The organism is Nevskia ramosa DSM 11499 (genome assembly GCF_000420645.1).
Lineage (GTDB): Bacteria > Pseudomonadota > Gammaproteobacteria > Nevskiales > Nevskiaceae > Nevskia > Nevskia ramosa.
The window spans coordinates 606,000-632,026 of sequence record NZ_ATVI01000006.1 but is presented as its reverse complement, the minus strand read 5'-3'; the positions used below and the strand labels follow the sequence as shown (position 1 = coordinate 632,026).

The window sequence follows — 26,027 nt, the reverse complement described above, 5'->3', positions numbered from 1 at the left end:
TGGTAAACCACAACTCCTGAACGGCAGCCAATCGAGATGGCGACCATGAAAGCGCAGAAGATCCGAGCCGGGGCGAGTGGTTTTTCCTTCAAGGAATGGAAGGGCAGTTTCTATCCAGAGAAGATCAAGGCCGACGCGATGCTGCAGTTCTACGGCGAGCGCTTGCCGACGGTCGAGATCAACAGCAGCTTCTACGGCATGCCGAAGACCGCGAGTCTGGAGAAGTGGCTGGAGGTCACGCCGAAGACATTCCGCTTCGCGATCAAGGCGCCTGCCGAGATCACGCACAAGGCCAAGCTCAAGGCTGCACTGGCGGCCGAGCCGCTGGCGGTGCTCTATGAAAGGCTGGCCTCACTCCAGACCAAGCGCGGCGCCGTGCTCTTCCAGCTGCCGCCTTATCTGAAGAAGGACCTGCCGCTTCTGAAGGAATTCCTGAGCTTGCTGCCGAAGGATCACCGCGCGGCGTTCGAGTTCCGCAACGACAGCTGGTTCTGCGATGAGACGTACGCGGCGCTGGAAAGCGTGCAGGCCGCGCTGGTGTTGTCGGAGCGGGAAGACAATACGCCGCCGCCGCTGGTCGAGACCGCGCCCTGGGGCTATCTGCGCCTGCGCCTTGAACATTATTCCGAAGCCGATCTGCAGCGCTGGGCGAAGAAGCTCGCCGCAACCAGTTGGCGCGACATCAGTGTCTACTTCATGCACGAGCCCACCGCGCCGGACTATGCGCAAATCCTGATGCGTCAGGCAGCGGAGAAAGAGTGATGAGCCGCAAGTGGATACACATTCCGCACATCGAAGGCCTGGCCTCGCGCCAGGCGCATGCCGATCTGCCGCCCGGCACGGTCGAGCGCGAGATCGGCAAGGACGGCTTCTTCGGCCCGGCGACGCAGATGATCCACCCGCGTCCACCGACCGGCTGGACCAGCTGGGAAGGTCCGCTGCGACCGCGTGCTTTCGATTGCATGCAACTGCAGGCCGATGGCGCTAGCCCTTGGGCGGCCACCACGCTGCTGCATAACGCACATTGCCGGCTGCGTTTCTGGCGGCTTGCCGCGAACATGGATCATCTGGCGCGCAATGCCGATGGCGACGAGCTGCTGTTCGTCCACGCCGGGCGTGGCGAGCTGTATTGCGACTACGGCCATCTGACGATCGAAGCCGGTGATTACGTGCTGCTGCCGCGCGGCACCATGTGGCGCCTTGACGTGCTCGAGGCCCTGCAGCTGCTGCTGATCGAAGCCAGCAATGGCAGCTACCAGCTGCCGGACAAGGGTCTGGTCGGCGAGCAGGCGATCTTCGATCCGGCGATGCTCGATCTGCCGCGCATCGACGAGGCGTTCAAGGCGCAGGCTGCGCGCGTCGGCGATAGTCGCGTGGTGATCAAGCGCCGCAATCTGCTGTCGACGGTCACCTATCCCTACAACCCGCTCGACGCGCTGGGCTGGCACGGTACGCTGCATCCGGTGCGGATCAACGTTCGCGACCTTCGGCCGCTCAGCTCGCATCGCTATCACTTGCCGCCGAGCGCGCATACCACGTTTGTCGCGCCCGGCTTCGTGGTCTGCACGTTTGCGCCGCGCCCGTTCGAGACTGATCCCGGCGCGATCAAGGTGCCGTTCTTCCATTCGAACGATGATTTCGATGAAGTGATCTTCTATCACTCGGGCGACTTCTTCAGCCGCGATCACATCCATCCCGGCATGGTCACCCTGCATCCGGCCGGCTTTACCCACGGCCCGCATCCGAAGGCGCTGAGCCGGATGCACGTGCAGCCGAAACCGATGACCGACGAGTACGCGGTGATGATCGATGCCCGCGAGGCTCTGGAGGTCGCCGATGCGGCGACGGTCGTCGAGTGGGCCGGTTATCACCAGAGCTGGCACCAGAGCTGACGCTCCCGCTGACACACCGCCAGGTCGCCCACGAAAAAGCCCCCGGCATCGCTGCCGGGGGCTTTTTTTCAGCAGCAAGCTTCAGCGACCGCGGAAGCCGGTTTTCTCCGGGCGGGCCGGCGGTTCCGGCAGGTTCTTCAGCTTCTCGGTCAGCGCGGTCTTCTGCGCCGGCGTCAGCATCGCGAAGACCTGCGACTTCAGCGCCGCCTGCTTCTGCACGCGATCACGCGCTTCGTTGGCCTCGGCGTCGGCGAGCTGGTTGACCAGGCCGCTGTAGCCGGGGCTGTCCGGCGCCGCGATCTCGACGTTGCGATGCAGCTGACGCGCTGCCTGGCGCTCGTCACGAGCCGACTGCCACTGGGCCTTGATCGCGTCACGGACGCTGCTGCGCTGGGCGTCGCTGAGATCCAGTGACTTCAGCTCGTGCATGAACGGTCCGCCGCCATGACGTGGACCACCGTCACGGCCTTTCTCGTGCGGCGGGCGATCCGGGCGATCGGCACCCGCTGCGGCATCCGGAGCCGGCGGCTGGGCGTTGGCGAACTGCGGCGCGGCGATCATCAGGCCGGCGCACAGCGCAGCGGCGAGCGCGGTTTTCTTCGAAGTGAGATGGGTCTTGAGATTCATCTTGGGTGCTCCTGTGTTGCTGGGATGTTGTTGCTTGGGGGAGGCCGTGATGGCCTTGATTCCGGTTTGGGCTGCCCGAGCATTGAACGCCTGATGGCCATGGCGAAACGTTGCGTGCTCGTTAAGATCGGTAAAGGCCGGCAAAAGAACGAGGTCTTCGCTTGCGCGCCGGCGGTATGGGCCAGACAGTACCGCCATGACCGCTGCTCACATCCTGATCGTCGACGATGACCGCGCGCTGGCCGAACTGCTGGCCGACTATCTGCGCCACGAGTCCTACAGTGTCGAAACCGTGCACGACGGTGCCGCCGCGCTGGCCCGGCTCAGCGCCGCTGGCACGCGGCCGGATCTGCTGATCCTCGACGTGATGATGCCCGGCCTTGACGGCCTGGAGACCCTGCGCGAACTGCGCCGCAAGCACCCGCTGCCGGTGATCATGCTGTCGGCGCGCGGCGAACCGGTGGATCGGGTCATCGGCCTCGAACTCGGTGCCGATGACTATCTCGCCAAGCCCTGCCTGCCGCGCGAACTGCTGGCCCGGGTTCGCGCTCGGCTGCGCGCTCCGGCCACCGCGGCGGCCGACACCCTGGAACTCGGCAGCCTGCGCATCGAAACGCTGACCCGCACCGCCTTGCTGCACGGCCAGCCGCTGGAGCTGACCGGCGCCGAGTTCTCGCTGCTGATGGCCCTGGCAACGCGGCCCGGCCAGGTGGTCGACAAGGCGGTGCTGACCCGCGAAGGCCTGGGCCGCGAGATCGAACGTTTCGATCGCGCTGTCGATGTCCACATCAGCCGCCTGCGCCGCAAGCTCGCTGACGCGGCAACCGACGCGCCAGGCATCGATGCCGTGCGCGGCCTTGGCTATCAGCTGATCGTCGGCAAGACGGCGGCGCCTGGCTCGACATGAAACTGCCAACCCCGAACCTGTACGCGCGGCTGCTGTTGTGGTTCGTCGCCGCCAACATCGCCACCCTGGTGGTCAGCGTGTTCGTCACCGAGCGCTTCGCGCGCAACGCCTATCGCGGCGAGCCGGACTGGACGGCGATGGCCGAAGCCGCCAACCGCGTCTACATCCGCAAGGGCGTGCAGGGGCTCGATGAATGGCGCGAGCGTCGGCAGCTCGACGGCATCGAAGCCAGCCTGTACGAAGGCGATCGCAATCTGCTGCATCGTCCGACGCCGCCGATCGCGCGCCGCGCGCTCGACCGTTTGCTGAGCGAGGACTCGGTGGTGCTGCGGCCGCGGCCGGAAGTGCTGATCGTCGCCGAGAAGGTGATCGGCAGCGACAGCATCGAACGGCGCCTGATCGCCGTCCGCGGCCCGCGCGCGCCACCGCCGCGCATCGAGCATCTGCTGATGGTGCAACTGGTGCTGTCGATGCTGGTGATCGGCGCGCTCGGCTGGTGGGTGGCGCGCAGCATCGCCCGGCCGGTCGCGGCGATTGCCGACGCCACGCGACGCATGACCGCCGGCGATCTGGCGACCCGGGTCGGCGCGCCGTGGAGCGGGCGCGACGATGAACTCGGCCGCCTCGCCGCCGATTTCGATCGCATGGCCGCGCGCATCGAAGCGCTGATCGCGCACGAACGCGGCGTGCTGCAGGACGTTTCCCACGAACTGCGCTCGCCGCTGGCCCGCCTGCATCTGCTGCTCGATCTCGCCAGCCGCAGCACGCCCGAAGCCGCCGCCAGCCACTTCACCCGAGCCGAGGCCGAGATCACCCGGCTGGACCGGATCATCGGCGAAGCGCTGGCGCTGTCGCGAATGGAAGCGGACCTGCCCGGCATGACCCTGGAACAGGTCGATCTGGCCGCGCTGCTGCAGGCCCGGGCCAGCGCCTTCCGCATCGAGGCTGACACCCGGCAGATCGGCATCGCGCTGCAGGTGACGGATTCGCTGCCGGTCAGCGGCAATCACGGCCTGCTCGAACGGGCCGTCGACAATCTGCTGTCGAACGCCGTGAAGTTCAGTGCCGACGGCGGCCAGATCCTGCTCAGCCTGCGCGGCGAGGATGGGCCGACGCCGCAGACCGTGATCGAGATTCGCGACCACGGCCCCGGCGTGCCCGAAAGCGATCTCGGCAAGCTGTTCCGGCCGTTCTTCCGGGGCGCCAATGCCGCGCGCGCGGAGGGCCACGGGCTGGGTCTGGCCATCGTCGAACGCATTGCCCGCGCGCATGGCGGCAGCTTGTCCGCGGCCAATGCCGAGGGTGGCGGCCTGAGGGTAAGTCTGAGCCTGCCGGCCGCGTTGAGCGGCGGTCTAGAATAGGGTCATCGCCCTCCAAAGGACCGCCGACCACGGCGGAAAACCCGATGAAACTCGCCACCTTGCGTGATGGCAGCCGTGATGGCCGGCTGGTCGTCGTCAGCCGTGACCTGCGCCACGCAGCACCGGTGCCGCAGACCCGAACCCTGCAGCAGGCGCTCGACGACTGGGAGGCCATTGCCCCCGATCTGCAGCTGCTGTCGGACAAGCTCAACGAAGGCGGCATCGCCGGCACCCTGAGCTTCGATCCCTGCGACTGCCTGTCGCCGCTGCCGCGCGCCTATCAGTGGGCGGACGGTTCGGCCTACATCAACCATGTCGAACTGGTGCGTCGCGCCCGCGGCGCCGAGCTGCCGGCCAGTTTCTGGACCGATCCGCTGATCTACCAGGGCGGCTCGGACAGCTTCCTCGCGCCCTGCGCCGCGATCCCGCTGGCCAATGCCGACTGGGGCCTGGACCTCGAAGGCGAAGTCGCGGTGATCACCGGCGACGTGATGATGGGCGCCTCGCCGGAAGCGGCGGCCAGCGCGATCCGTCTGGTGATGCTGGCCAACGATGTCTCGCTGCGCAATCTGATCCCGGAGGAGCTGGCGAAGAACTTCGGCTTCTTCCAGTCCAAGCCCTCGAGCAGCTTCAGCCCCTGCGCGGTGACGCCCGACGAACTCGGTGCCGCCTGGGATGGCGAGCGCCTGCATCGCCGGCTGCTGACCGCCGTCAACGGCCAGAAGCTCGGCGCGCCGAATGCCGGACAGGACATGGTGTTCGGCTTCCCGCAGCTGATCAGCCACGTCGCCAAGACCCGCCCGCTGGTGGCCGGCTCGATCATCGGCAGCGGCACGGTCTCGAACAAGGGCGAAGACGGCGGACCCGGCAAACCGGTCGCCGAGGGCGGCGTGGGCTACGCCTGTCTGGTCGAACAGCGCACCGTCGAAACCCTGCTCACAGGTCAGGCGACGACGCCGTACCTGCAGCACGGCGACGCCATCCGCATCGAGATGCTCGACGACGACGGTGTCTCGATCTTCGGCGCGATCGAGCAGGTGGTGCAGCCTTATCCCTGAGCGGTCAGCTGCTCAGGGCGCCGCCCAGATGAAGTTGCCGAAACCGCGCGGGCCATCGGCTGTCTCGACGCTCGCGGTGATCTTCAGCGTCACCGTATCGATGCGCTGCACGCTGTTCGATTCCCAGTTGACGACCTGGACGCTGCGGCCATCGGCCGAGGCTTCGATGCCTTCGGGGTAGTCGCCGACCTCGATGGTCGCAAGCCTGGCGAAGCTGCCGGTGTCGAACACGCTGACCGTGGCCGCGTACTGGTTGCTGACGAAGGCACGGCCGTTGGCGAGCGCCACGGCGTAAGGACGTTCGCCGACCGCGACGGTGGCGATCGCCTTGGCATTCGGCACGTCGATCACCGTCACGTCATTGCTGCCGACGTTGGCGCTGTAGGCGCGGCTGCCGTCGGCAGACAAGGTAACGCCGAACGGCCGGGCGCCGACCTTGATCGTCGCGCGCACGGTGAAGCTGGCGGTGTCGATGATCGATACCTGATCGTCATCGCGATCGGCACTGAGCAAGGTCCGGCCATCGCGGCTGACCGCCAGGCCGGACGGCGACTGGCCGACCTGGACAAAGCCGGTGACGACGCGGCGGATCGGATCGATCGCGTAGACGCGGTGCTGGTACCAGTCGGCGACATAGACCGGCGCACCGGAAGGCGGAACGACGATGCCGAGCGGGCCGCCGCCGACGTCGATGCGGCCAACCACTGCGCGGCTCGCGGTATCGATGATGGTGACGAACTTGCCTTCCGGGCTGCTGACGTAGGCGCGGCCGGCCTGCTGGGCCACCGCGACGCCGGCCGGCTTGCCGTCGACCGGAATATCGGCGAGCCGCTGCATCGTCGTCAGGTCGATGACGCTGACCCGGTTGGCCACCTGGGCCGGCACGAAGGCCAGCTCATGCGCTTTCACCGAGCCCGAAAACAGCAACGCCGCGACGAGCAGCCTGGCTCGTCGCGGCGTCCGTTGGCGGCCTTCGAACATCAGCGGCCCATGTCAGCTCGCTGGATTACTTGCCGCCTTCCAGCGACTTCTTCAGCTCGGCCAGCGTGGTTTCATACAGCTTGGTGACGGCCGCCTGCGAGGCGTCGTCGTTCAGTTCCGGCGGCGGATCGTTGTTCGGGTAGCCGCGGTAGAAGCCGGCTTTCCATTCGACGGTGCTCTTGGTGGCATCGCCGCTGACGGTGATCGTCGATGCGTAGTTGTTGACCGGCAGCACCTTGGGATCGACCTTGGTGATCTTGTAGCTCAGCGACTTGCCTTCGGCGTTGTACTTGACCAGTTCTTCCTCGATGGTCGGGCTGCCTTCGGCTTTCAGGGTCACGGTGCGGGTGGCGCCGACTTCGTTGCCGCCCTTGGCGTCGGTCTTGGCGACGGCCGGAATCCACGAGGCATCGTCGAACTTCGACAGACGGGCCCAGACCTTGTCGACCGGCGCGGCAATCTCCACCGATTCGACGACCTTCAGCCGTGACGGGCCATGAGCCAGCACAGCGCCGGGCAGCAGCGCGCAGGCAACGAACAGCGGGGTCCAGGCTTTCAGCACGGCAACTCCTCCAAGAGTGGCGAACGGTCGATTTCGAATGCTGTTGATCGGCGTCATCGCGTTCTCGATGAAGCACCGGCACGCCAGCGTACACCGGGTTCGGACGGCAATCTGTCCGGCAAGTTCCCGGCTTCCAATCGGCTTTCTGGTGCCGGAAACAAGAACGCCGACTTTCGTCGGCGTTCGGTTTGCTACTCAGCGTTTCAGCGCGCCGATCAGGCGACAGCCGACTCGCTGCGGCCGCGCTTGCGCTCGTGTTCCTTGAGGAACTTCTTGCGGATGCGGATCGAGTTCGGCGTCAGTTCGACAAGTTCGTCCTCGTTGATGAACTCCAGCGCCTGTTCCAGCGAATGCTTCACCGGCGGCGTCAGCAGCACGTTCTCATCCGAGCCCGAGGCGCGCATGTTGGTGAGCTTCTTGCCCTTCAGCACGTTGACCACGAGATCGTTGTCACGCGAGTGAATGCCGACGATCTGGCCCTCGTACACGTCGACGGCCGAGTCGACCATCATGCGGCCGCGTTCCTGCAGATTGAACAGCGCGTACGGCGCGGTCTTGCCCATTTCGTTGGAGATCAGCACGCCGTTGCGACGCTGGCCGATATCGCCGTTGTCCGACTGCGGCCCGAAGTGGTCGAAGTTGTGGAACAGCAGGCCGGTGCCCGAGGTCATCGACATGAATTCGGTCTGGAAGCCGATCAGGCCACGCGACGGAATCGTGTACTCGAGACGAACACGACCCTTGCCGTCCGGAACCATGTTGGTCATCTTGCCGCCACGTTCGGCGAGGCCCTGAATGGCGCCGCCCTGGTTGGCTTCTTCGACGTCGGCCACCAGCGTTTCGTACGGCTCGCAGATCACGCCGTCGACTTCCTTGAGGATGACCTGCGGACGGGCGACGGCGATTTCGTAGCCTTCGCGGCGCATGGTTTCCAGCAGGATGCCGAGGTGCAACAGGCCGCGGCCCGAGACCTTGAACTGGTCACCGGCGGAGCCCTGTTCGACGCGCAGCGCAACGTTGGTCTTCAGCTCGCGTTGCAGACGATCGCCGATCTGGCGCGAGGTGACGAACTTGCCTTCCTTGCCCGCGAACGGCGACTTGTTGACCTCGAACATCATGCTCATGGTCGGTTCGTCGACCAGCAAGGTGGCCATCTGTTCCGGGTTCTTCAAGTCGCAGATGGTCTCGGAAATGCCGAGATCGGCAATGCCGGTGATGGCGACGATGTCGCCCGCTTCCGCTTCCGGCACTTCGATCTTGTCGAGGCCCATGAAGCCGAGCACCTGCAGCACCTTGCCGGTACGCACGGCGCCGTCACGGCCGACGATCGACACCTGCTGGTTCGGCTTGACCTTGCCGCGGGTAATGCGGCCGGTGCCGATGACGCCGACGTACGAGGAGTACGCGAGCGAGGTCACCTGCATCTGGAACGGACCTTCCGAGTTGACCTTCGGCGGCGACACCTGGTCGACGATGGTCTGGAACATCGGGTCCATGTCGCCTTCGCGGATGTCCGGGTTGTCGCCGGCGTAACCGTGCAGGGCCGATGCGTAGACGATCGGGAAATCGAGCTGCTTGTCGGTGGCGCCGAGACGGTCGAACAGGTCGAAGATCTGGTCGATCACCCAATGGGCGCGGGCACCCGGACGGTCGATCTTGTTGACCACGACGATCGGGTTCAGACCCATGCCGAAGGCTTTCTGGGTCACGAAGCGGGTCTGCGGCATCGGGCCGTCAGCGGCGTCGACGAGCAGGCAGACGCAGTCGACCATCGACAACACGCGCTCCACTTCGCCGCCGAAGTCGGCATGCCCGGGGGTGTCGACGATGTTGATGCGGTATTCGATGTTGGTGCGCTTGTCGAGCCAGCGGATCGCCGTGTTCTTCGACAGGATGGTGATGCCACGCTCGCGTTCGAGATCGTTCGAGTCCATGACTCGCTCGCCGAGGTTTTCACGGGCGTCCAAGGTCTGCGACTGGCGCAGAAGCTTGTCGACGAGGGTGGTCTTGCCATGATCGACGTGGGCGATGATGGCGATGTTGCGGAGATTCTCGAGGCTCACAGGCAGGCTTTCCGAATTAACGCCCCCAATTGACTGCTGGGGGCTGTTGCAGCTACTTGCTGCGGCGCAGCAAGAAAAAGATCGCGAATTGTACGCAGGTCCCCATGAAAGCGCATGCGCCTTCGCGAAAATCGTGCCGGATTGACGGTCGGGCGGTCGCTTCGACGCCGGTACACGCGTTGTCTCGGGCGATCGTCTAGGCTCGCGCCGTCCGCTGTTCCCCGCTCCCGGAGTCATCCGATGTACTCGCCATCCACTCGTCCGCTGCTGATCGCTCTCGCCGCCATGCTGGCAACGGCCGCGCCCTCGAGCGCAGGGCCATTCGGCGATTTCGCGCAGAAAGCCTACGACGCCACCCGCCGCGCCAATGCCGGCGTCAGCGATGGCGACATCGGCGCTGCCTTGAAGGAGGTGCTGGCCCAGGGCGCGAACAACGCGATCACCCAGCTCGGCCGCAGCGACGGCTTCTGGCAGAACACGCGCTTCCGCATCCCGCTGCCGAAGGCGCTGACCAAGGCCGATCCACTGCTGCGCAGTTTCGGCGCCGGGCCACGGCTGGACGAGCTGCATCTGTCGATGAACCGCGCGGCGGAAGCGGCGGTACCGGTCGCCGCCGAAGTGTTTTCCGGTGCCATCCGGCAATTGAGCCTGAAGGACGTGCGGGCGATTCTCGATGGCCCGCCGGATGCAGCGACGAGCTTCTTCCGTCAGGCCACCAGCACCAGCCTGCAGGCGAAGTTCCGGCCGATCGTCGCCGGCATCACTGCCAAGGCCGGGCTCGCCCAGCAGTACAAGGCGGTGCTGGCCAGTGCCGGTCCCTTGGCGACCACGCTGGGCGCGCCGGACTTCGATAGCTGGGTCACCGATCGCGCCTTGAACAGCCTGTTCCTGAGAGTGGCCGACGAGGAAAAGGCTATCCGCGAAAACCCTGCGGCGCGCAGTACCGAGCTTTTGAAGAGGGTGTTCGCGAAAAGCGGTTGAGGCCAGACTTCAGGGTTTGGCGGGGACGGCCTTGCCGGCCGGCGGCTTGAAGCTCCAGCGGAACGAGATATCGAGCTTGCCGGTGAAGGTGCCCTGCACGCTGTTGTCGCCATCGAGCGCGGCGGTCAGCGGCAGGCTCACCTTTTCTTCGCCGCTTTCGGTGGTCTGACGCATCTTGGCGCTGGTCCAGTTCAGCGCTTCGAACGGCGGCGGCAGGCCGATCTTTTCGTCGACGGTTTCGGTCGAGGTGTTGATCGTCCGCTTGCTGGTTCCGGGCGGCGCCGGGACGAACAGGTTCTCGACGAAGATGGTGCCGGTCTTGACGTCGACGGTGGCTACGTACTTCTCGCACAGCGTTTTCTGATCTTCCTCGTTGCCGGGCGAATCCGCCGTGCGGATCAGCTTGAACGGCAGCGGTTTCTCCTTTTTCTTGTCATAGGCGCGGGTGCCGGTGATTTCCAGCGCGTACTGGATGCTGAGCTTCACCGGGCAGCCGGCGTAGCCGAAGAAGTACAGGAAGCGCGCTTCCGGGCCGCTGCCGTGCGAGTTCAGGAAGGCTTCCAGATCTTCGCGGCTGTTGTCCTGCATGGCGTTGATCGCGGCGATCTGTTCGGCCGCCTGCTGGTTGCACTCCAGGTTGTCCCGGCAGTGATTGCCCTTCTGGCGATAGCGCTCGAAGATCGTGTTGGCGTCGTCCGGCGTGGTCGGCAGCTTGCCGCCGTTGCTGGCCCGCAGGCGCTCCAGGCCCTGGCGCGCGTAGTACATCGGCTTGATTTCCATCCGCGCCGCGTTGTCGGTATCGAGCAGGTTGTCGCTGTACAGAAAGCCGTTCGAGCGCAGCCGGGTGCTGACCGTGTAGGTCTGTTTGGTCGTGGCTTCGGTGGCCTGCACGCCGCTTTTCCAGCTCTGGGTGCCGTTCAGCACCAACTGGAATTCGAACGGCCGTTCCAGCACCAGCGGTCCGGGTGGTGAGGCCGACAGCGCCAGCGGCGCCAACAGCAGTACGACGGCGAGATGGCGGCTGGCGTTCATGGTGCCGGCACCGGAGCTGGGGCTGGCGCCGCGGCCGGCGGTGGTGCGGCAACGCTCACTGCCACCCGGAAGCCGAGGCCGCTGCTGTGATTGCCGGCAGGATCGGCGTCGCGGCTGGACAGGCGCAGCGCCGAAGCACCGTTGCCCCAGCCGCCGCCGCGGTTGACCCGCTTCTTGCAGTTCGCGCCTTCGCCGCTGTCCAGCCAGGCGCGGCCATCGGTGGGCGCGCCGGTGTAGTCCGGATGCCAGCAATCCTCGACCCACTCCCAGACATTGCCGATCATGTCGTGCACGCCCCAGCGGTTCGGCGGAAAGCTGCCGACAGGTGCGGTCTCGGGGAAGCCGTCATCGCAGGGAATAGACCAGGTCAGCTCGGGATGCCGAGCGGCGGCCGAAAGATCGAGAGCGTTGGCGTGCATGCAAGTCACCGCTTCCATCTGCGACAGCGCCCAGGTGTAGTGCGCCTCGCTGCCGGCTCGCGCCGCGTACTCCCATTCGGCCTCGGTCGGCAGGCGATACGGGCGGCCGCTGCGCTGCGCCAGCCAGGCGACATAGGCCTTGGCCTGGTGCCAGGTGATGCTGTTCACCGGATGACGGGCACCGGCTTCGGGGGCTTCCGGTGGCGTCATCGGCGCCGTGCAGCCGCCGGCGTCGACGCAGGCCTGGTATTCGCCGCGGGTCACTTCATAGCGGCCGATGGCGAACGGTTTGATGGTGACTTCATGCGCTGGATGCTCGAAGCCCTGGCCATTGCCGACACCATCGCCCATCCGGTAGCTGCCGCCGCGGAACGACACCATGTCCGGGCTGTCCGGGCAGTGGCGGAAGTAGCCGATGCGGCCGTCTGCCGATCGGCTGCGCGTGGTCGTGCAGGCCGGATCGCGGGAGACGGCGGCCGGCGTATCGCTGGCCGGCGCTGCTGCGGCAGCCGCTTTCGGCTTCGCGGCGGCCAGTGCCGATAGCGGGGCGGACAAGGTGCCTGCCAGCAGCAGGGCGCAGGCAGTGGCGGACAACGGATGGCAAATCACGGCGAGAACTCGACCTCGATCGAACCGGCCGCTGTCTTGGCTGCGAGCAGCGGCAGCGGCTGGGATTTGTAGATGGCCCGGCGAACGGAGTCGTCGAGTTCGTAGTTGCCGCAGCTTTGCAGGAAGGTGACTTCGGAGATCCGCCCACCCACCGTGTAATCGATCCTGATCCGGCACACGAAGTTCCGCGGCGCCCGCGGCGGCTCCAGCCAGTTGTCGTGGAAACGGCCGACCATCGACTCCTCCGGCGTTTCTTCCGGCACCACCGGTGGCGCCTTGGTCGGCGTCTGTGTCGAGGCGCCGGCCGGCTTGGCCGGGGATGGCTGCGGCTTCGGGATCGGCTTGGGCACCGGGACCGGCGTCGGGGTCGGCTCCGGCTTCGGTATTTCCTTCGGCGGCGGAATCGGCGTCGGCGGAGGCGGCTTCACCACCGGCGGCGCAGGTGGCGCCGGCGGTGCCAGGGTGATCTGGATCGCCTTCGGCAGATTGGTGGCCGGCGAGCCGCGCTGGGTCGAGCGCAGGGTGGTGATCGCCAGCAGCACCAGCAAGGCGTGCAGCAGCAGCGAACCCGCCGCTGCCCAGCGGCGAGGTTGCGTATCAATGTTCTTGGCGAGACGCAAAACGTTCAGGCGATTCGGTGAGTGCTCGATGCTCGCCAATCAGGGCTTGAAAGTGAAGGCGAGGCCGCCGAGCACGATCGCGCCTTCGCCGACGTCGGCGCCGTCGGTCGCGACATTGATCTCGGCACCGAGGCTCAGCGCCGCCGTCAGGCCGTAATGGCCGTCGCCGAAGGTCCAGCCGTAGCCGGCGCGAGCGGTGGGCTGGAACACGGTGATGTCGCTGGAGCCGCGGACGCCGGGATCGCGGTAGTCGATATTGAGGAAGAACAGCTCGGCGCGGGCGCCGAGAAACCAGCCGTTCTGGCGCGGTTCGAAGTATTTGTCGACGGTGCCGCCGATGCCGAAGCCACCGCCTTCCTCGTTGTCGAACTTGCCGTTGTTGCCACGATCGACAAAGTTGTAGGCGCCGTGCAGCGAGCCGTACCAATTGTCGCTGAAGGATTTGCCGAGGGCACCACTGACGATCACGCCGGACGGATAGCCACGCACTTCGCCCGAGGGCTGGAACTGCTCGGCCCGAGCCGGCAGGCACGCGAGCGCTGCAAACACCGCGACCATTGCGGCGATGCTGGAAACCGGGGCGATGCGTGAAGTCATCAGGAACCTCGAGTTGGACATCCGGGAACGCCCAGAGCCTACAACAGATGCCGGCCGGATTCCGTCGCCGATCTCCTCAGTAACGCGTGGTCAGTGCCGTCAGCCAGGCCGGCGAATGGTCGACCAGCCAGGCCTCGAGCATGTGGTCGTAGCCGCTGACAATGCCCAGACCGACCAGCAGGAACAGCACGCCGAGCACCTGCTTGCCGCCGCGCGCCGCACTCTGCAGGCGCCCGCGGACGCGCATCAGTGCCTGCCGCGACAGACTGCCGATGACGATCAGCGGCAGCGCCGCACCGAGCCCGAATACCAGCATGACCAGTGCCGCCGTCGACAGGTTCTGGCCGGCACTGGCCAGGGTTGCTGCGGCGCCGAGCGTGGGCCCGACGCAAGGGGTCCAGACCATGCCGAGGATCAGCCCGACGACGAACTGGCCATGCCAGCCGCTGCCATCGACTTTCGCCGACATCTGCCCGCCGCGGTTGGCGAGCCCGCTGGCCAGCCGCATGAAGGCGGCCTGCAGCGGCGGAATCAGAAGCAGCGCCGCAAAGCCGATCAGCAGGATGCCGGCGACCAGCCGGAACACGTCTTCAGTCAGTCCCAGCGATACGCCGACCGTGGCCACGAACAGGCCGAGCACGGTGAACGACAAGGTCAGACCGACGCCGAGCGCCAGTGCGCCGTAACGATGTGCGGCGGCGGCCGTCGAGATCACGATCGGCAGCAGCGGCAGCACGCAAGGCGACAGCGTCGACAGCAGGCCGGACAGTGCCGCCAGTGGCAGGGTCGCAAGATTCATCGGCTCTGCCTTCGATCAGGCGGCGACGGGGGCTGTGCCTACAGGGCCTTGTCGAACTCGGCGGCGATCGCTGCCGGCGCGGTGACACCGGTCGAGCGGCTCACTTCCTTGCCGCCGTTGAACACCACCAGGGTGCTCTGCTTGGCGACATTGAACTGCTTGCGCACGTCCTTCTGCTTGTCGTAGTCGACGACCAGCACCGTGAACTTCTCGTACTTCGGGTCCTTGACCAGCGCTTGCACGATCGGCGCCTGGGCGCGGCAGGTCGGGCACCAGTCGGCATGCACTTCGAGCACCACCGGCGTGCCGGCGGCGAGCGCCGCGTTGCAGGCCTCGGCGGTGTACGGGCTGATCGAGCCCGCGTGGGCGACGCCGGTGGCGAGCAGCAGGGCGGCAGCGGCAAAGCGGTTGAACAGTTTCATCGGGATGCTCCGGAGCTTTTGACGAACTCCAGAGTGCCGCGCAGTACCCGCGCCCGCTATGCCTTATCGTCCCGCGTTCATGTCCCGCTCAGTGTTCGGGATCAGCCGCGCAGCGCTTCCAGTTGCTCCCAGCGCGCATAGGCCTTGACCAGATCCTGGTCGATGATCGCCAGCCGTGCCTGGGTCGCCAGCGCCTGTTCGCGCTGGGTCTGGAAGAACTTCGGATCGCTGAGCTTCAGCCCGAGTTCTCGCTGTTCGGTTTCGAGTTTCTCGATCTGCTTGGGCAGATTTTCCAGCTCGCGCTTCTCCTTCGAGTTCAGCGCCGGCGCCGCAGCGGCCGCAACCGGCTTCGGTGCTTCCACCTTCACGGCCTCGACCTTCTTCGGCTCTGGGCGCACCGCGGTGAACGACACGTCCTTGCGCTGGCGCAGCCAGTCTTCATAGCCGCCCACGTACTCGCCGATCCGGCCGCCACCTTCGTAGACGAAAGTGCGGGTGACGACGTTGTTCAGGAAGGCGCGGTCATGGCTGACCATCAGCACCGTGCCCTGATAGTCGATCAGCAGCTCTTCGAGCAGGTCGAGCGTTTCGACGTCGAGATCGTTGGTCGGTTCATCGAGCACCAGCAGGTTCGACGGTTCGGCGAACAGCCGCGCCAGCAGCAGACGCGCACGCTCACCGCCGCTGAGTGCTTTCACCGGCGAACGCGCGCGATCCGGCGTGAACAGGAACTGCTGCAGATAGCTCATGACGTGCAGCTGCTTGCCGTCGATGGTGACGAAATCCTTGCCGCCGCCGATGTTCTCGAACACCGGCTTGGAATCATCAAGCTGCGCGCGCAGCTGGTCGAAATAGGCCACTTCGAGCTTGGAGCCGTTGCGCACCGTGCCGCTGTCCGGTTCCAGCTTGGCCAGCAGCAGGTTCAGCAAGGTGGTCTTGCCGGCACCGTTCGGGCCGATGATGCCGATCTTGTCGCCGCGGATGATCGTCGTCGAAAAGTTCTTGACGATGATCCTGTCGCCGCGCGAAAAGCTGATGCCCTTCGCCTCGGCCACCAGCTTGCCGGACTTCTCCGCTTCCTGAAGCACCAGCTTGGCTTCGCCGGACAGCTCGCGCCGCGCGGCGTATTCGTTGCGCAGTTTCTTCAGGCGTTCGACGCGGCCCTGGTCGCGCACGCGCCGGGCCTTGATGCCCTTGCGGATCCAGACTTCTTCCTGGGCCAGACGCTTGTCGAACAGCGCATTGCTCTGTTCCTCGATGCGCAGCGATTCTTCCTTGCGCACCAGATATTCGTCATAGGTGCCGGGCCAGCTGCGCAGGATGCCGCGATCCAGCTCGATGATGCGGGTCGCCAGACGGCGCAGGAAGGCGCGGTCATGGGTGATGAACAGCAGGGTGCCCGGCCAGGTGGCGAGGAATTCCTCCAGCCAGGTGATCGAGTCGATATCGAGATGGTTGGTCGGTTCATCGAGCAGCAGGATGTCCGGCTCGGCAACCAGCGCGCGGGCCAGCAGCGCGCGGCGCTTCAACCCGCCCGACAGATCCGCGAACTCGGTATCCGGCGGCAGTTGCAGGCGCTCGCACATCGCCTGCACCTTGCTGTCGATGGTCCAGCCATCGAGCGCTTCGAGCGCGGTCTGCACCTTGCCGAGCTTGTCCATGTTCTCCGGCTCATGGATCAGCAGGTGGTGGTATTGCGCCACCAGACGGCCCGCCTTGCCGAGACCATCGGCCACCACTTCGAACACCGAGCCTTCAATACCGGCCGGCACGTCCTGCGGCAGCTCGGTGATGCGCAGACCCTGGCTGCGCACCAGTTCGCCGGAATCGATCGCGACTTCGCCGGTCAGCACCTTCATCAGGGTCGACTTGCCGGTGCCGTTGCGGCCGACCAGACACAGCCGCTCACCCGGCTCCAAGGTGAAATTGACCTGATCGAGCAACACGGTGTTGCCCAGATTCAGGTTCACATTCTTGAAGCTGATCAGCATGGAAGCACGGCTCGAAACGGGGATAGGGCCGCGATTGTACGGGGACTGAGCGTTCAGCCCGGTTGTTTCAGGGCACCTTGATCAGGCGCAGGTAATAGAAGCCATCGAAATCACCGCCCGGTTCGATGCGCCGGCCGAGGCCGCAGTCCTCGCCCCACATCGCGTACGGCGAGGGTTCGATGACCTGTTCGACCGCTTCGGACTGCTCGGCCATGAACGCGCGCGCCACGTCCTCGCCTTCGGCTTTCAGGATCGAACAGGTGGCGTAGACCAGCACGCCCTGCGGCTTCAGTAGCGGCCACAGCGCTTTCAGCAAGCGCAGTTGCTGGGCCGCCATCGCCGGGATATCGCTTTCGCGGCGCAGCCACTTGATGTCCGGATGGCGGCGGATCACGCCGGTGCCGGAGCAGGGCGCGTCGATCAGGATCCGGTCGAACTTCTTGCCCTTCCACCAGCTCGCGGTGTCTCCGGCATCGGCGTGGACCAGCATCGCGTCATGGCCGAGCCGGCCCAGCGTGTCGCGGATGCGGCCGAGACGCGCGGCTTCGGATTCGACCGCGATCACGTCAAGCCCTTCGGTGCGTTCGATGATGTGTGCGGTCTTGCCGCCGGGCGCGGCGCAGGCATCGAGCACCCGCATGCCGGGTTCGGCGCCAAGCAAGTCGGCCGCCAGTTGCGCACTCAAGTCCTGCACCGAAACGCGGCCTTCGGCGAAGCCGGGAATCCGCTCGACCGCCACCGCTTCATTGAGGATCACGGCATCCGGCGCCGTGCGCGGTATGAAGTTGCCGATGCCGGCGGTTGCCAGTTCAGCGACGAAAGCATCGCGATCGATGCGGCGGCGATTGACCCGCAAGCTCATCGGCGCCTGGGTGTTGCCGGCAGCCAGCACGCTGCGCCAGCTCGCCGGCCAGTCGCGCTTGATCTGCCGCACCAGCCATTCGGGACAGGACTGGCGAATCTCCGCGTCCGGCGGCATCCGGGCCTCGATCTCATTCGCCTCGCGCTGATAGCGGCGCAGCAGCGCATTGGTCAGGCCCTTCGCCCAGGGCTTGCCGAGCAACTCAGCCGCCGCCACGGTTTCACCGACCGCAGCATGCGGCGGTACCCGCATCGAGCGCAGCTGATAGACGCCACAGGCCAGGAGAGCTGCGACCAGCGGCTCGTTGCGCAGCGGCTTTTCCAGCAACTGATTCACGCGCCAATCCAGCGCACTCCACTCGCGGACCACGCCATAGGCAATCGCCTTCAGCAGCGACAGATCCGCGACTGACAGCGCCGGGCTGACTGCGGCGATGGCGTCATCGAGATTGCGGCCACCGAGCACGGCGGCGACCGCCTTGGCTGAGGCGGCACGGACGTTGGTGAGCGGCGCTGGCTTGAGGGCGCTCACGAGAAACGCTGCCCGGCCAGCTTCCAGTCGCGACAGACGAGGCTGGCCGGCAGTGCCTTGCCGCCGGGCTTCTGCAGTTCGGTGATCACCAGCACGCCGTCGATGGTGGCGAGGTGCAGGCCGTGGCTGTCGACTTCGAGCACGGTGCCGGGTTGGACGGCTGCGGACGGAACCGCCAGGGCGCGGGCGTTCCAGAAGCGGATGCGCTCGCCAGCGCCCGTCGAACCGAGCTCGCACCAGGCGACCGGCGCCGGATTGAACGCGCGGATGCGGCGGGCGATGACTTCGGCAGGTTGGGTCCAGTCGATGCGCGCTTCTTCCTTGCTGAGTTTTTTCGCGTAGGTGACGCCTTCGGCGGGCTGCGCCAAAGCGGGGAGATTTCCGGCTTCGATGCGGGTCAGGGCGTCGACGATCAGCCGGCCGCCGATCGCGCACAGCTGATCATGCAGGCTGGCGGCGGTGGTCGTCGCATCGATGGCGATCTTTTCGATCAGCAGCATCGGCCCGGTATCGAGGCCGGCTTCCATCTGCATGATGGTGACGCCGGTTTCAGGATCGCCGGCTTCGACGGCGCGGGCGATCGGTGCCGCGCCGCGCCAGCGCGGCAGGAGGCTGGCGTGGATGTTCAGGCAGCCGTGTTGGGGAATGTCGAGCGCGGCCTGCGGCAGGATCAGGCCATAGGCGACGACGACCATGATCTCCGGCTCGAGTGCGGACAACACCGCACGCGCGTCGGGATCGAGCTTCAGGAATTTGTGCACCGGCAGCCCCAGCGCTTCGGCGCGCGCCGCGACCGGTGATGCGGTGAGCTTCTGACCGCGGCCGGCGGGGCGATCCGGCTGGGTCAGCACGGCCAGGATTTCGTGGCCGGCGGCGTGCAGCGCATCGAGTGCCGGCACCGCGAACTCCGGCGTGCCGGCAAAGATCAGCTTCATGACTGCGCCTTGGCGCGCTGCGGTTCGTACAGCGCTTCCACTTCCACGCGGAGATCGGCGCGGCTGATGTCGGCCAGCACGATCAGGCGCGGGCAGTCGATCGGGAACAGGCGCGAGGCCAGGGCTTCGACTTCGGCCAGATCATCGCGATGGCGCACATAGATCTTCAGCGCCGCCGGTACCAGCCGCTGGCCGCCGAGGCTTTCGGCACGAGCGACCAGCGCATCGAGATTGAGCACCAGCTCGCGCAGCTGAGCGCCGGTGTTTTCCGGATGGCAGCTCGCATGGCCGACCACCGCTGCCGTGCCGGAGACGAACAACTGGCCCCAGGGCATCAGCATCGCCCGCGAGAAACTCGGGGACACCGGGCCATAGGCGCGCGGATATTCGAAGGCCGGCACCTGGCGCGGATTCTCGATGCGGATGCCTTCAACCTTGGCCGCCAGCAGGAACACGATCAGCTCCTGCGGCCGCGCCTGGATGCCGACCGCCGTCGCCGCCGGCAGCGGTTGTCCCGGCGCCAGCGCTTTCGCGCGGCCAACGCAGAAGCGGCGATAGCGCTCGTCATCGCGGCCACCGTCGTCCGGGGTTTCGTTGATCGCGCCCAAGTAATGCCAGACCTTGACCAGATGCGGATAGCCGCTGTCGGCGGTCAGCTCGGCGATCTGCCGGTAGACGGCTTCGGCGGCCGCTTCGATGCCGCCGTGTTCGGCTTCGTCGAGCGTCCAGGTCGCCGCCAGCAACTGGCCGTCCTCGGAAATCCGGGCGCCGTAGGCCTCGCGGCGAGTGACCGGACCCGTGACCTGCCAGAGCTCCTGGCAGAGGCCGCCTTCGTGGATCGGCAGCGGCAGGCGCAGGGCCGCCGCATCGGCGGGACCATTGCCGATCGCGAACGCGGCGAGCAGGGACTCGTCCTGCATCGTGGCCCGGGCGGCGTAGCGGATGCGGAAGGGATGGCCGGCCGCGCGCTGGGGATCGGTGAACAAGGCAAAAAGGGGGAGGCAAATGACGCGCTAGTTTACGGCTTCGGCAGTGCGCGGCCCCAGCGAGATTCCTGGCGAGGCATTGACCACCTGCGGCGCGGCTCTATAGTCGTCAGCAAACAAACGAATTCCACAGGATGAGGAGCCTCGATGATCACTCTCCGCCCGGCCGATACCCGCGGCCACGCCGAACACGGCTGGCTCGACAGCTACCACACGTTCTCGTTCGGCAGCTGGCATGACGCGCACTACATGGGCATCGGCGCGCTGCGGGTGATCAACGACGATCGCGTGGTTGGCGGTGCCGGCTTCCCGCCCCATTCGCACAGCGACATGGAAATCATCACCTACGTGCTCGAAGGCGGCCTGCGCCACAAGGATTCCACCGGCGGCAGCACCGTGCTGAAGCCGGGCGAGATGCAGGTAATGACGGCCGGCCGCGGCATCGCCCACAGCGAGATGAACGCCAGCGGCACCGAACCCGCGCATTTCCTGCAGATCTGGGTGGTGCCGGACAGCCGCGGGGCAACCCCGGGCTATCAGCAGAAGACGCTCGATGTCGACGCGCTGCGCCGCGGCTTCGCGCTGGTGGCGGCCCCGGAAGCCGAACAGGCACCGTTCCGATTGCTGCAGGATGCGCGCCTGTCGATCGCCTGGCCGGTGGCCGGGCAGGGCATCGAGACGGCCCTGCCGGCCGGTCGTCAGCAATATCTGCATGTGGCGCGTGGTTCGGTTCAGCTCGGCGAGCACAGCCTGGTTTCCGGGGATGCGGCGCTGATTCGCGATGACGCATCGCTTTCATTGATCGCGAGCGCCGATTCGGAGCTGCTGCTGTTCGATCTGGCGGCCTGATCGTCAGACCTTCTGGTCATCTCCGGAAGTGGCCGGATCGCCTTCGGACGGCTCGATCATGGCCGGTTCCGGCCGTGAATTCGGGGTAAACAGCGCGTGCTAGGATTTCGCGCACTTGCAGCCCCCATCCCGTCCTACGAGTCTTCCGCAGGCATGCCAGAAACACGCTCCGAAGCAGCCGGCGACTCCGCTGCAGAGACTATCGAAGACCCTCCGCAAGCCGCGATGACGGGGCAGCCATGAGCGGCCTGGTGGTGGTGGACCAGATCTCCGACTGGCCGGTGGAGATTCCCGGCGTCGAGGTGGTCACCGCCTGGAAGTATCTGACGCACGACGAATTCACCCGCATTCGCGGCGCCCGTGTCTACAACCTGTGCCGCACCTTCAGCTACCAGACCACCGGCTACTACGTGTCGCTGCTGGCCGGCGCGCGCGGTCATCGCATCCTGCCGGACATCACCACGGTGCAGGATCTGAAGCTCGCCGAAAGTCCGAGCGTGCTGAACGACGAGATCGAGGAGCTGATGCAGAAGAGCCTGGCCCGGCTCGGCTCCAACGAATACCTGCTCAACGTCTATTTCGGCGACAGCCCCTACATCCGCCACCAGAAGCTGGCGCGGGCGCTGTTCAACCTGTTCCCGGCGCCGCTGCTGCAGGCCAAGTTCGTCTGGCGCGGCGATGAATGGCGGGTCGACACACTCGGCCCGATCGCGCTGGGCGAAGTGCCGGCCAGCCATCGCGAGTTCCTGTATCAGACTGCCCGCGACTACTTCACGCGCCGCCGCTCGCCGCGCCGCAAGCGCGACTCCACGCGTTACGACCTGGCGATCCTGGTCAACGAGGACGAGAAAGAGCCACCGTCGAACGCGAAAGCGCTGCGGGCCTTCGAGAAAGCTGCCGAAGACCTCGGCTTCTCGGTCGATTTTCTCGACAAGGGCGATTACGGCCACGTCGCCGAGTACGACGCGCTGTTCATCCGCGAAACCACCGCGGTCAACCATCACACCTACCGTTTCAGCCGCCGGGCGGCGCGCGAAGGCCTGGTGGTGGTCGATGCGCCGGAATCGATCCTGCGCGCCGCCAACAAGGTGTTCCTCGCCCAGCTGATGGAACGCCATCGCATTCCGCAGCCGAAGACCCTGCTGCTGCATCGCGCCAACCTCGATGAAGTGGTCCGCGAGCTGGGCTTTCCGATGGTGCTGAAGCAGCCGGATTCGCAGTTCTCGAAAGGCGTGATCAAGGTCGACAACGCCGCCGCGTTCAAGCGCGAGACGCGCGATTTCCTGGAACGCTCGGACCTGATCGTCGCCCAGGCTTTCGAGCCGACCGAGTACGACTGGCGAGTCGGCGTGCTCGACGGCCAGCCGCTGTACGCCTGCCGCTACTTCATGGCCAAGGAACATTGGCAGGTGGTCAAGCGCGATGCCAAGGGCGCCAAGCACGAAGGCGATCACGAGACACTCGACGTCGCCCAGGTGCCGAAAGCGGTGCTCAGCGTCGCGCTGCAGGCGGCGCGCGCGGTTGGCGACGGCCTGTACGGCGTCGATCTCAAGCAGTTCGGCAACGTCGTCAAGGTCATCGAAGTCAACGACAACCCGAACATCGACTGGGGCGTCGAAGATCTGGTGCTGAAGGACGCGATCTACCGCAAGATCATCGAGTACTTCGTCAAAAAGCTCGATGCGCAGACGCGGATGCGCGAGCAGGCTTGAGCGCCGCCGCTGCCTTCGCCGGCGGCATCCGTCGCGGCAGCCTGGCCGATGTCGAAGCGGTGCTGGCGCTCGAAGCACTGTTCCCGTCCGATCGCATGTCGCGGCGCAGCGTGCGCCGCTTCCTCAGCGTGCCGTCTGCTCAGCTATTGATCGCGGAAGACGCGAATGCCGACGTGGTCGGCAATCTGGTCTGGCTGCGTCGCAAGGGCGGCCATGCGGCGCGCATCTATTCGGTGGTGGTGGCACCCGCGGCGCGTGGCCAGCGCTGGGGCGAGCGGTTGGTTTCAGCGATGGAAACGGCTGCGGCCGCCAGCGGCTGCGCGCGTGCAACGCTGGAAGTTCGGGCCGACAACACAGCAGCGCGAGCGCTGTACGCGAAGCTCGGCTATCGCGAAGCGCAGACGCTGCCCGGCTATTACGACGATGGTTCGGACGGGCTGCGGCTGAGCAAGACGCTGAGCGTCTAGGCTTCGTCGGGCAGATGTTCCAGCGCCATCGTCTCGCCGTAAGCCGTCGCCAGCGGCAAACCTGAGCCGTAGCGTCGCCGCAGCCAGCGCAGCTGGAAGGCCGTTCTTGCGGCGGTCGCGACCTCGTTCAGGAACCAGGCGTTGACCGCGCCGCCGACCAGCGCGCCCAGCAGCGGCAGCGTGCCGCCAGCCTTGGCCAGACCGAGCCGGCGGGTGATCGCCTGCGCCAGGTTGCTGATGCTGTAGACCGCCGCTTCCTTGGCCAGCTCGCGTTCGGCGGCGCGTTCCAGGCCTTCGCGGATCGCCGCGCTATCGGCTTCGGCATCGCGTTCCAGTACCTGCAGCGCGGCCTGCTTCTCTTCGAGCGAGCTGGCCGAGGCCAGCGCGAAGATCGCCACCGGCAGATGCTTCAGTTCGGGATCGGCGCAGTCCTCGCCGTAGCAGAGACCGATGCGATGGATGACCCGGAACGCCTGCACCAGCAAGGTCGGCACGTCGGCGACCATGCCGGCGGCGCCGACAACGCCGAACAGCGCGCCGGTGCCGCCCGCCAGTGCCGCGCCGCGTCGGCCGACCTGGCCGGCATGCTGATCGCAGGCTTCCAGGTCTCCTTCGTGCAGTTCTTCCAGCGCGCTGACGCCGGCCTTGCGCAGCAGCGCCTTGCGGTTGGCCAGCCTTGCCGAGCCGTGCTGCACGCCGTTCAGCGCGGTGCGCAGCCAGTCCGCCGGAATGGCTTTCTGCGCGACATGCGTGGCGGGCGACAGCGCACGGTCGAAGAAGCGGGTCAGCTGATCCGGCGGCGCATCGCGCCAGGCGGAGATGCGTTTCAGCTGGTCGACTTCGTAGTCGCTGGGCTTGGCACTTGGCTTGGCGCCGGGCTTTGGCTTTCGGGCAGTCATGGCTTTGTTCGGATTCGGGGATGCGGCAGTGTGCACGCGACGCCGACATCCGGGTCAATCAGGCATCATTTCGCCCCATGTGCCTGATCGCCTGTGCCTGGAACGTTCACCCTTCATTTCCACTGGTGCTGGTCGCCAATCGCGACGAGTTCCATGCCCGCCCGACGGCGGCGCTGGCGCCCTGGGACGATCATCCGCAGATCCTCGGCGGCCGCGATCTGGAAGCCGGCGGCGGCTGGCTGGCGATCGATCGCACGCGGCCGCGGCTGGCGGCGGTGACCAATGTCCGCGAGCCGGCCTCGCCGATCCCGCGCGCCTCGCGCGGCCGGCTGGTCAGCGATTACCTGAGCGGCGATGAGTCGGCGGTCGGCTTCGCCGAACTGCGCCGAGCCGATGGCGACCGCTACGGCCCGTTCAATCTGCTGCTCTGGGATGGCGAGGAGCTGGTGGTCACCACCAATCGCCTGAAGCCACGCTGGGAAACCCTGGCCTGGGGCATCCATGGCCTGTCGAACGGCGGGATCGAACAGCCCTGGCCGAAGACCCAGCGGCTGATGGCGCGGCTGAAAAGCTGGATCGAAAGCGCTGATTCCAGGGCGGCCGAGCCGAATCTCGATCCGCTCTACGAAGCGCTGGCTGATCAGCATCGTCCGGATGATGCCGCGCTGCCGGAGACCGGCATCGGCCTGGAGCGCGAGCGCCTGCTGTCGACGGCGTTCATCCGCCTGCCCGGCTACGGCACGCGGGCCAGCCAGATCGTGCTGATCGGTCGCGATGGCCGCACCCTGTTTGCAGAGCGCCGCTTCGTCGACGGCGGCGTGCCGGCCGGCGAGCAGCGGCTGGACTTCATGCGCCCATCTGAGTTGAACGCGCCTCAGCGGTAGTTGAGGCCGATGTGGATGCTGAAGTCCGGCGACGAACTGAGCAGCACGTCTTCCTGCACACCCAGATCGAGCGCCAGCCGGCGGCTGAAGGAAATTCGGCCGCCGAACGCCAGCTGGCCGCCCGGGTTGTCGAGCGCATTCAGCGTCGATCCCTTGTACAGCTTGGTCTGAACATTGAACTGGGTGATCAGCGCCAGCGCCGGAATCAGCTTGTAGCCGACGCCGACGCCACCGAGGCCCACCAGTGGCTTCTGCTGGCCGCCTAGCTGGTCGGCCGCTTCGTTGTACGAAACGCCGGCCGATACGTAGCCGAACCAGTGGGTCAGCGAGGCGAAGGGGTTGTAGTCGAACCAGATCGCGCCGCCGGTGGTGCCGCCGAGCAGAAGGCTGTCGCGGCCGGTGGGCAGCTTGGCCATCGCGCGGAAGGCGATGTCGTCGCGCAGTGCAAAGCCGGCATTGAGTTCGACATCGCCGAAGTCGGTGCTGCTGTCGTGGACGTCGAGCAGGGTCTGGCCGTCCTTCACGTACTGCACCGCGTAGCGATTGCGCGGCCGCTGCTGACGGCCGCCGTTGGGCAGGCCGAAAGCGTCGTGCCAGTTCTCGATGACGTTATCGAGCACGCCGCCGCCGGTGATCAGCAGCGGCACATCGATGCCGATCTCGACGCCCGGCGCCAGGCCCTGACGGAAGCCGAAGGTGATGCGCTGGCTCTCGGCGTCGATCAGCAGCGATTCGCGCGCGTTCTGGGTGTTGACGTACTCGTTGCTCCAGTCCACCCGCAGGCCATAGGCCTGTTCACCGTCGTTGAGCACCTGCGAGTTGCCAAGGATCGGCAACGCCGTGGCGCGGCTCAGGCTGGCTTCGTTGCGGACGGCCAGGGCCGTATCGGCCAGCAAGGCCGGCGACGCCAGCAGGCTGACGCAGGCAACAACGGAAGCGCGAAGTTTCATGAGGGCGGCGGGCTTGGAGGATGGCGCGGCG

The 26,027-nt window shown here is 66.4% G+C and carries 26 protein-coding genes; 10 read left to right on the top strand and 16 right to left on the bottom strand.

Annotation, left to right across the window (positions count from 1 at the left end; all coding sequences use genetic code 11):
- Window positions 1-45: 45 nt before the first annotated feature.
- Both G513_RS0109685 and G513_RS0109680 read left to right on the top strand, forming a co-directional pair.
- Window positions 46-762 carry a DUF72 domain-containing protein gene (locus tag G513_RS0109685; RefSeq protein WP_033417595.1) on the top strand — a complete coding sequence of 239 codons (717 nt, stop codon included), beginning with the start codon at window positions 46-48 and terminating at the stop codon, window positions 760-762.
- Window positions 762-1,892, top strand: coding sequence for a homogentisate 1,2-dioxygenase (locus G513_RS0109680; RefSeq protein WP_022976641.1), 1,131 nt, complete (start codon window positions 762-764; stop codon window positions 1,890-1,892). The genes G513_RS0109685 and G513_RS0109680 overlap by 1 nt, the downstream gene beginning before the upstream one ends.
- Before the next feature lie 81 nt (window positions 1,893-1,973).
- Here the strand turns inward: G513_RS0109680 and G513_RS0109675 are convergent, their stop codons facing one another.
- Window positions 1,974-2,519, bottom strand: coding sequence for a Spy/CpxP family protein refolding chaperone (locus tag G513_RS0109675; protein WP_022976640.1), 546 nt, complete (start codon window positions 2,517-2,519; stop codon window positions 1,974-1,976).
- A 196-nt stretch (window positions 2,520-2,715) separates the two neighbouring features.
- On the opposite strand from G513_RS0109675, the gene G513_RS0109670 reads away from it, so the two are divergent.
- Genes G513_RS0109670 through G513_RS0109660 form a run of 3 tightly spaced genes read left to right on the top strand, consistent with a single transcriptional unit; the run spans window position 2,716 to window position 5,845 of the window.
- The gene (locus G513_RS0109670) at window positions 2,716-3,426 is read left to right on the top strand and encodes a response regulator transcription factor (RefSeq protein WP_022976639.1); all 711 of its coding nucleotides are present in this window, start codon (window positions 2,716-2,718) and stop codon (window positions 3,424-3,426) included.
- Window positions 3,423-4,787 (top strand): sensor histidine kinase, encoded by a 1,365-nt coding sequence (locus G513_RS0109665; RefSeq protein WP_022976638.1) that lies wholly within the window; start codon window positions 3,423-3,425, stop codon window positions 4,785-4,787. The genes G513_RS0109670 and G513_RS0109665 overlap by 4 nt, the downstream gene beginning before the upstream one ends.
- Window positions 4,788-4,831: 44 nt before the next feature.
- Window positions 4,832-5,845, top strand: coding sequence for a fumarylacetoacetate hydrolase family protein (locus G513_RS0109660; protein WP_022976637.1), 1,014 nt, complete (start codon window positions 4,832-4,834; stop codon window positions 5,843-5,845).
- A gap of 12 nt (window positions 5,846-5,857) precedes the next feature.
- Here the strand turns inward: G513_RS0109660 and G513_RS0109655 are convergent, their stop codons facing one another.
- From G513_RS0109655 to typA, 3 genes are all read right to left on the bottom strand, one after another.
- Window positions 5,858-6,826, bottom strand: coding sequence for a YVTN family beta-propeller repeat protein (locus G513_RS0109655; protein WP_022976636.1), 969 nt, complete (start codon window positions 6,824-6,826; stop codon window positions 5,858-5,860).
- 25 nt (window positions 6,827-6,851) lie between these two features.
- Window positions 6,852-7,388 (bottom strand): SRPBCC family protein, encoded by a 537-nt coding sequence (locus tag G513_RS0109650; RefSeq protein ID WP_028475352.1) that lies wholly within the window; start codon window positions 7,386-7,388, stop codon window positions 6,852-6,854.
- Between the two features lie 215 nt (window positions 7,389-7,603).
- Window positions 7,604-9,451: a translational GTPase TypA gene (gene typA / locus G513_RS0109645; RefSeq protein ID WP_022976634.1), complete on the bottom strand. Its 1,848-nt coding sequence runs from the start codon at window positions 9,449-9,451 to the stop codon at window positions 7,604-7,606.
- A gap of 240 nt (window positions 9,452-9,691) precedes the next feature.
- On the opposite strand from typA, the gene G513_RS22360 reads away from it, so the two are divergent.
- Complete coding sequence (locus G513_RS22360) at window positions 9,692-10,432, top strand: DUF4197 domain-containing protein (RefSeq protein ID WP_022976633.1); 741 nt, start codon at window positions 9,692-9,694, stop codon at window positions 10,430-10,432.
- 9 nt (window positions 10,433-10,441) lie between these two features.
- Here G513_RS22360 and G513_RS0109635 read toward each other — a convergent pair whose 3' ends face one another.
- The 10 genes from G513_RS0109635 to G513_RS22350 form a co-directional block, all read right to left on the bottom strand.
- On the bottom strand, window positions 10,442-11,464 hold the full coding sequence (locus G513_RS0109635; protein ID WP_022976632.1) for a hypothetical protein: 1,023 nt from the start codon (window positions 11,462-11,464) through the stop codon (window positions 10,442-10,444).
- The gene (locus G513_RS22355) at window positions 11,461-12,492 is read right to left on the bottom strand and encodes a formylglycine-generating enzyme family protein (RefSeq protein WP_169560593.1); all 1,032 of its coding nucleotides are present in this window, start codon (window positions 12,490-12,492) and stop codon (window positions 11,461-11,463) included. The genes G513_RS0109635 and G513_RS22355 overlap by 4 nt, the downstream gene beginning before the upstream one ends.
- On the bottom strand, window positions 12,489-13,112 hold the full coding sequence (locus tag G513_RS0109625) for a TonB C-terminal domain-containing protein (RefSeq protein WP_156891515.1): 624 nt from the start codon (window positions 13,110-13,112) through the stop codon (window positions 12,489-12,491). The genes G513_RS22355 and G513_RS0109625 overlap by 4 nt, the downstream gene beginning before the upstream one ends.
- A 39-nt stretch (window positions 13,113-13,151) precedes the next feature.
- Window positions 13,152-13,709, bottom strand: a complete 558-nt coding sequence (locus G513_RS0109620) for a hypothetical protein (protein WP_022976629.1) — start codon at window positions 13,707-13,709, stop codon at window positions 13,152-13,154.
- Window positions 13,710-13,785: 76 nt separating this feature from the next.
- Window positions 13,786-14,508 (bottom strand): cytochrome c biogenesis CcdA family protein, encoded by a 723-nt coding sequence (locus G513_RS0109615; protein ID WP_022976628.1) that lies wholly within the window; start codon window positions 14,506-14,508, stop codon window positions 13,786-13,788.
- A gap of 38 nt (window positions 14,509-14,546) precedes the next feature.
- Window positions 14,547-14,930, bottom strand: a complete 384-nt coding sequence (locus G513_RS0109610; RefSeq protein ID WP_022976627.1) for a thioredoxin family protein — start codon at window positions 14,928-14,930, stop codon at window positions 14,547-14,549.
- A gap of 101 nt (window positions 14,931-15,031) precedes the next feature.
- Window positions 15,032-16,921 carry an ATP-binding cassette domain-containing protein gene (locus G513_RS0109605; protein ID WP_022976626.1) on the bottom strand — a complete coding sequence of 630 codons (1,890 nt, stop codon included), beginning with the start codon at window positions 16,919-16,921 and terminating at the stop codon, window positions 15,032-15,034.
- 67 nt (window positions 16,922-16,988) lie between these two features.
- Window positions 16,989-18,314, bottom strand: a complete 1,326-nt coding sequence (rsmB, locus tag G513_RS0109600; protein WP_022976625.1) for a 16S rRNA (cytosine(967)-C(5))-methyltransferase RsmB — start codon at window positions 18,312-18,314, stop codon at window positions 16,989-16,991.
- Window positions 18,311-19,249, bottom strand: coding sequence for a methionyl-tRNA formyltransferase (fmt, locus tag G513_RS0109595; protein ID WP_022976624.1), 939 nt, complete (start codon window positions 19,247-19,249; stop codon window positions 18,311-18,313). The genes rsmB and fmt overlap by 4 nt, the downstream gene beginning before the upstream one ends.
- Window positions 19,246-20,235, bottom strand: coding sequence for a chorismate transformation FkbO/Hyg5 family protein (locus tag G513_RS22350; RefSeq protein WP_022976623.1), 990 nt, complete (start codon window positions 20,233-20,235; stop codon window positions 19,246-19,248). The genes fmt and G513_RS22350 overlap by 4 nt, the downstream gene beginning before the upstream one ends.
- A gap of 147 nt (window positions 20,236-20,382) precedes the next feature.
- On the opposite strand from G513_RS22350, the gene G513_RS0109585 reads away from it, so the two are divergent.
- From G513_RS0109585 to G513_RS0109575, 3 genes are all read left to right on the top strand, one after another.
- Window positions 20,383-21,084, top strand: coding sequence for a pirin family protein (locus G513_RS0109585; RefSeq protein ID WP_022976622.1), 702 nt, complete (start codon window positions 20,383-20,385; stop codon window positions 21,082-21,084).
- A gap of 239 nt (window positions 21,085-21,323) precedes the next feature.
- Window positions 21,324-22,796, top strand: a complete 1,473-nt coding sequence (locus G513_RS0109580) for a RimK family ATP-grasp domain-containing protein (protein ID WP_022976621.1) — start codon at window positions 21,324-21,326, stop codon at window positions 22,794-22,796.
- Window positions 22,793-23,263: a GNAT family N-acetyltransferase gene (locus G513_RS0109575; protein WP_022976620.1), complete on the top strand. Its 471-nt coding sequence runs from the start codon at window positions 22,793-22,795 to the stop codon at window positions 23,261-23,263. The genes G513_RS0109580 and G513_RS0109575 overlap by 4 nt, the downstream gene beginning before the upstream one ends.
- Here G513_RS0109575 and G513_RS0109570 read toward each other — a convergent pair.
- Entirely contained in the window at window positions 23,260-24,162 is a 903-nt protein-coding gene (locus tag G513_RS0109570) for an EcsC family protein (RefSeq protein ID WP_022976619.1), read from the bottom strand. The two genes, G513_RS0109575 and G513_RS0109570, sit on opposite strands and share 4 nt — an antisense overlap.
- 77 nt (window positions 24,163-24,239) lie before the next feature.
- Here G513_RS0109570 and G513_RS22345 point away from each other — a divergent pair, with 77 nt between their 5' ends.
- Window positions 24,240-25,046 carry an NRDE family protein gene (locus G513_RS22345; RefSeq protein ID WP_022976618.1) on the top strand — a complete coding sequence of 269 codons (807 nt, stop codon included), beginning with the start codon at window positions 24,240-24,242 and terminating at the stop codon, window positions 25,044-25,046.
- On the opposite strand, the gene G513_RS22340 is transcribed toward G513_RS22345, so the two are convergent.
- The gene (locus tag G513_RS22340; RefSeq protein ID WP_022976617.1) at window positions 25,037-25,996 is read right to left on the bottom strand and encodes a DUF3187 family protein; all 960 of its coding nucleotides are present in this window, start codon (window positions 25,994-25,996) and stop codon (window positions 25,037-25,039) included. The genes G513_RS22345 and G513_RS22340 overlap by 10 nt on opposite strands.
- Between the last annotated feature and the right edge of the window lie 31 nt (window positions 25,997-26,027).

Coding starts and splice junctions, on each gene's coding strand:
- G513_RS0109685 (WP_033417595.1), top strand. CDS start 46: ATGAAAGCGCAGAAGATCCGAGCCGGGGCGAGTGGTTTTTCCTTCAAG.
- G513_RS0109680 (WP_022976641.1), top strand. CDS start 762: ATGAGCCGCAAGTGGATACACATTCCGCACATCGAAGGCCTGGCCTCG.
- G513_RS0109675 (WP_022976640.1), bottom strand. CDS start 2,519: ATGAATCTCAAGACCCATCTCACTTCGAAGAAAACCGCGCTCGCCGCT.
- G513_RS0109670 (WP_022976639.1), top strand. CDS start 2,716: ATGACCGCTGCTCACATCCTGATCGTCGACGATGACCGCGCGCTGGCC.
- G513_RS0109665 (WP_022976638.1), top strand. CDS start 3,423: ATGAAACTGCCAACCCCGAACCTGTACGCGCGGCTGCTGTTGTGGTTC.
- G513_RS0109660 (WP_022976637.1), top strand. CDS start 4,832: ATGAAACTCGCCACCTTGCGTGATGGCAGCCGTGATGGCCGGCTGGTC.
- G513_RS0109655 (WP_022976636.1), bottom strand. CDS start 6,826: ATGTTCGAAGGCCGCCAACGGACGCCGCGACGAGCCAGGCTGCTCGTC.
- G513_RS22360 (WP_022976633.1), top strand. CDS start 9,692: ATGTACTCGCCATCCACTCGTCCGCTGCTGATCGCTCTCGCCGCCATG.
- G513_RS0109635 (WP_022976632.1), bottom strand. CDS start 11,464: ATGAACGCCAGCCGCCATCTCGCCGTCGTACTGCTGTTGGCGCCGCTG.
- G513_RS0109620 (WP_022976629.1), bottom strand. CDS start 13,709: ATGACTTCACGCATCGCCCCGGTTTCCAGCATCGCCGCAATGGTCGCG.
- G513_RS0109615 (WP_022976628.1), bottom strand. CDS start 14,508: ATGAATCTTGCGACCCTGCCACTGGCGGCACTGTCCGGCCTGCTGTCG.
- G513_RS0109610 (WP_022976627.1), bottom strand. CDS start 14,930: ATGAAACTGTTCAACCGCTTTGCCGCTGCCGCCCTGCTGCTCGCCACC.
- G513_RS0109605 (WP_022976626.1), bottom strand. CDS start 16,921: ATGCTGATCAGCTTCAAGAATGTGAACCTGAATCTGGGCAACACCGTG.
- fmt (WP_022976624.1), bottom strand. CDS start 19,249: ATGAAGCTGATCTTTGCCGGCACGCCGGAGTTCGCGGTGCCGGCACTC.
- G513_RS0109585 (WP_022976622.1), top strand. CDS start 20,383: ATGATCACTCTCCGCCCGGCCGATACCCGCGGCCACGCCGAACACGGC.
- G513_RS0109580 (WP_022976621.1), top strand. CDS start 21,324: ATGAGCGGCCTGGTGGTGGTGGACCAGATCTCCGACTGGCCGGTGGAG.
- G513_RS0109570 (WP_022976619.1), bottom strand. CDS start 24,162: ATGACTGCCCGAAAGCCAAAGCCCGGCGCCAAGCCAAGTGCCAAGCCC.
- G513_RS22345 (WP_022976618.1), top strand. CDS start 24,240: ATGTGCCTGATCGCCTGTGCCTGGAACGTTCACCCTTCATTTCCACTG.
- G513_RS22340 (WP_022976617.1), bottom strand. CDS start 25,996: ATGAAACTTCGCGCTTCCGTTGTTGCCTGCGTCAGCCTGCTGGCGTCG.